Annotated in this window: 2 tRNA genes and 2 rRNA genes; all 4 read right to left on the reverse strand. The window is 45.5% G+C overall.

Going from position 1 to position 4,632, the window contains the following annotated elements:
- Positions 1 to 2,089: ribosomal RNA gene (locus tag ACMA47_RS25110) — 23S ribosomal RNA — on the reverse strand; the annotation flags it as partial.
- Between the two features lie 153 nt (positions 2,090 to 2,242).
- A tRNA-Ala gene (locus ACMA47_RS25115) sits at positions 2,243 to 2,316 on the reverse strand.
- Between the two features lie 86 nt (positions 2,317 to 2,402).
- Positions 2,403 to 2,476 (reverse strand) — tRNA-Ile (locus ACMA47_RS25120).
- Between the two features lie 211 nt (positions 2,477 to 2,687).
- Positions 2,688 to 4,204 (reverse strand): 16S ribosomal RNA (locus tag ACMA47_RS25125).
- Between the last annotated feature and the right edge of the window lie 428 nt (positions 4,205 to 4,632).

The raw sequence follows: 4,632 nt of genomic DNA on the forward strand, positions 1-4,632 counted from the left end.
AAAGAAGTTAGGCTCCAAGTAAGTAAAGGGTGGTATTTCAACGTTGGCTCCACAAACACTAGCGTGCCTGCTTCAAAGCCTCCCACCTATCCTACACATTACTTACTCAAAGTCAATACGAAGTTATAGTAAAGGTTCACAGGGTCTTTTCGTCCCATTGCGGGTAATCGGCATCTTCACCGATACTACAATTTCACCGAGCTCGTGGCTGAGACAGTGCCCAGATCGTTACACCATTCGTGCAGGTCGGAACTTACCCGACAAGGAATTTCGCTACCTTAGGACCGTTATAGTTACGGCCGCCGTTTACTGGGGCTTCAGTTAATGCCTTCGATTTAACTCTAAGCACCTTCCTTAACCTTCCAGCACCGGGCAGGTGTCAGACCCTATACAGCATCTTTCGATTTAGCAGAGTCCTGTGTTTTTGATAAACAGTCGCCTGGGCCTCTTCACTGCGGCCAACATTGCTGTTGGCGTCTCTTCTTCCGAAGTTACGAGACTATTTTGCCTAGTTCCTTAGCCACGACTCACTCGAGCACCTTAGGATTCTCTCCTCGACCACCTGTGTCGGTTTTGGTACGGGTTGCTTCACTTCGGCTTTTCTTGGATCAGATTACACTACAGCAGCTTCGCCCGAAGGCTAGGCCTTGACTATTCCGTCAGTCTCCAGCAGCTACATCCAACCGTCCCCTTTATTCGTGAGCAAGTATGGGAATATTAACCCATTGTCCATCCACTACCCCTTTCGGGTTCGCGTTAGGTCCCGACTAACCCTCAGCTGATTAGCATGGCTGAGGAAGCCTTGGTCTTTCGGTGAGCAGGTTTCTCGCCTGCTTTATCGTTACTTATGCCTACATTTTCTTTTCTATCCGCTCCACAATACCTCACAGTACTGCTTCGGCGCAAATAGAATGCTCTCCTACCAGATATATCTAAAATATAAATCCATAGCTTCGGTAATATGTTTATGCCCGATTATTATCCATGCCGGACCGCTCGACTAGTGAGCTGTTACGCACTCTTTAAATGAATGGCTGCTTCCAAGCCAACATCCTAGCTGTCAATGCAGTCCAACCGCGTTGTTTCAACTTAACATATATTTTGGGACCTTAGCTGTTGGTCTGGGTTCTTTCCCTCTCGGACATGGACCTTAGCACCCATGCCCTCACTGCCGTAGAACATTTATTAGCATTCGGAGTTTGTCAGGAATTGGTAGGCGATGAAACCCCCGCATCCAATCAGTAGCTCTACCTCTAATAAACTTATATACGACGCTGCACCTAAATGCATTTCGGAGAGTACGAGCTATCTCCCAGTTTGATTGGCCTTTCACCCCTACCCACAGGTCATCCGAAGACTTTTCAACGTCAACCGGTTCGGTCCTCCACTCTGTGTTACCAGAGCTTCAACCTGCCCATGGGTAGATCACAAGGTTTCGCGTCTAATCCTACTAACTATCCGCCCTATTCAGACTCGCTTTCGCTCCGGCTCCGGTACTTAATACCTTAACCTCGCTAGTAAAATTAACTCGTAGGCTCATTATGCAAAAGGCACGCCGTCACAGCTTAATGCTGCTCCGACCGCTTGTAGGCGTACGGTTTCAGGTTCTATTTCACCCTTCTATTCGAAGTGCTTTTCACCTTTCCTTCACAGTACTTGTTCACTATCGGTCTTTCAGGAGTATTTAGCCTTGGAGGATGGTCCCCCCATATTCAGACAGGATTTCACGTGTCCCGCCCTACTCATTTATCATCTTAATATGCCTTTCGAGTACAGGATTATCACCTTCTATGATTGTTCTTTCCAGAACATTCCTCTAAACATAAAAAGACTTTTGGGCTAATCCGCTTTCGCTCGCCACTACTTACGGAATCTCTTCGATTTCTTTTCCTCCGGGTACTTAGATGTTTCAGTTCTCCGGGTTTGCTCCTCCTAAGAGGTGACATGTCTTCAACATGCCGGGTTGCCCCATTCGGATATCTGCGGATCAATTCGTGTGTGCCAATCCCCGCAGCTTTTCGCAGCTTACCACGTCCTTCGTCGCCTCTGAAAGCCTAGGCATCCGCCATACGCCCTTAACGATTTCTTTCCTATTGGTTACTCAAGCGCTTTATGCGCTCGGTTTTCTCTTTGTGATGTCTTTACCGTTAATGTCAATGATCTTAATTTCTTTCTTTCCAACTGATGAACAAATGTTGTTTTTGGCTCCATTCGTAACTTTTAAATCAGTCTTCCAAAACTGTGGAGAATAAGGGAGTCGAACCCTTGACCTCCTGCGTGCAAGGCAGGCGCTCTAGCCAGCTGAGCTAATTCCCCCTCTAGTCAGATGTTAGTACCTAGTACTTAGATTTTAGTGAAATTCTAATTTCTAATTTCTAGCTTCTAACCTCTATTTTAATTAGTAGTCTCGGGCAGGCTCGAACTGCCGACCTCTACATTATCAGTGTAGCGCTCTAACCAGCTGAGCTACGAGACTTTGTTTTAGATGTTAGATTTTAGATACTAGATGTTAGACTAATCTCTAACTTCTAATTTCTAACTTCTTTTCTAAATCTCTTTCCCTATACTAATTTCTAGTGGGTTTTGTATTTTTATATATCAACCAAACAAAAAACTAAAGCTATTGCTTTAAGTAAGTATATTGTATCTTGCGATACTGATTTTGTTTAACGTCTTAAGACGCTCTAAAATGAGATGTTCCAGCCGCACCTTCCGGTACGGCTACCTTGTTACGACTTAGCCCTAGTTACCTGTTTTACCCTAGGCAGCTCCTGTTACGGTCACCGACTTCAGGTACCCCAGACTTCCATGGCTTGACGGGCGGTGTGTACAAGGCCCGGGAACGTATTCACCGCGCCATGGCTGATGCGCGATTACTAGCGATTCCAGCTTCATAGAGTCGAGTTGCAGACTCCAATCCGAACTGAGACCGGCTTTCGAGATTTGCATCACATCGCTGTGTAGCTGCCCTCTGTACCGGCCATTGTATTACGTGTGTGGCCCAAGGCGTAAGGGCCGTGATGATTTGACGTCATCCCCACCTTCCTCTCTACTTGCGTAGGCAGTCTCACTAGAGTCCCCAACTTAATGATGGCAACTAGTGACAGGGGTTGCGCTCGTTGCAGGACTTAACCTAACACCTCACGGCACGAGCTGACGACAACCATGCAGCACCTTGAAAAATGTCCGAAGAAAAGTCTATTTCTAAACCTGTCATTTCCCATTTAAGCCTTGGTAAGGTTCCTCGCGTATCATCGAATTAAACCACATAATCCACCGCTTGTGCGGGCCCCCGTCAATTCCTTTGAGTTTCAAACTTGCGTTCGTACTCCCCAGGTGGCTAACTTATCACTTTCGCTTAGTCTCTGAATCCGAAAATCCAAAAACGAGTTAGCATCGTTTACGGCGTGGACTACCAGGGTATCTAATCCTGTTCGCTCCCCACGCTTTCGTCCATCAGCGTCAGTTGTTGCTTAGTAACCTGCCTTCGCAATTGGTGTTCTAAGTAATATCTATGCATTTCACCGCTACACTACTTATTCCAGCTACTTCAACAACACTCAAGACTTGCAGTATCAATGGCAGTTTCACAGTTAAGCTGTGAGATTTCACCACTGACTTACAAATCCGCCTACGGACCCTTTAAACCCAATAAATCCGGATAACGCTTGCACCCTCCGTATTACCGCGGCTGCTGGCACGGAGTTAGCCGGTGCTTATTCGTATAGTACCTTCAGCTAGATACACGTATCTAGGTTTATCCCTATACAAAAGAAGTTTACAACCCATAGGGCCGTCGTCCTTCACGCGGGATGGCTGGATCAGGCTCGCACCCATTGTCCAATATTCCTCACTGCTGCCTCCCGTAGGAGTCTGGTCCGTGTCTCAGTACCAGTGTGGGGGATCACCCTCTCAGGCCCCCTAAAGATCGTAGACTTGGTGAGCCGTTACCTCACCAACTATCTAATCTTGCGCGTGCCCATCTCTATCCACCGGAGTTTTCAATATCAAATGATGCCATTCAATATATTATGGGGTATTAATCTTCCTTTCGAAAGGCTATCCCCCTGATAAAGGCAGGTTGCACACGTGTTCCGCACCCGTACGCCGCTCTCAAGATTCCGAAGAATCTCTACCGCTCGGCTTGCATGTGTTAGGCCTCCCGCTAGCGTTCATCCTGAGCCAGGATCAAACTCTCCATTGTATGTTTGTCTGACTCACTCAAAGTTTTTAACGCTTTAGTTTTTCCTTACTTGGTTGTTATATTGTATGTCAATGATCTTTATATCTTTCGCTTGTAACGAAGCAATCTTTCTGTCAGTGTCGCTCCGTATTTGCGAGTGCAAAAGTAAAACTTTATTTTTAATTGACCAAATGTTTTTGAAGAAAATTTTAAAGTTTTTTAAGTAACCTTAATTCTTCCAAAACCCTCAATCTATCTACTCCCGCGCTCCCTCTAATTGGGACTGCAAAGATAATAACTATTTTTTAACTGACAACTTTTTTTATAAAAAAATTAAAGTTTTTTTTTCGTCTTTATCTTTTGAAGTATTTTATGTTTCTGCCTTTCTAAAGGCGCTTCTGCGCTACTGAATGTCTTTCGTTTTTCAGTGGGGCAAAGATAGAAACTTC

The organism is Chryseobacterium sp. T20, from assembly GCF_047345655.1.
Lineage (GTDB): Bacteria > Bacteroidota > Bacteroidia > Flavobacteriales > Weeksellaceae > Chryseobacterium.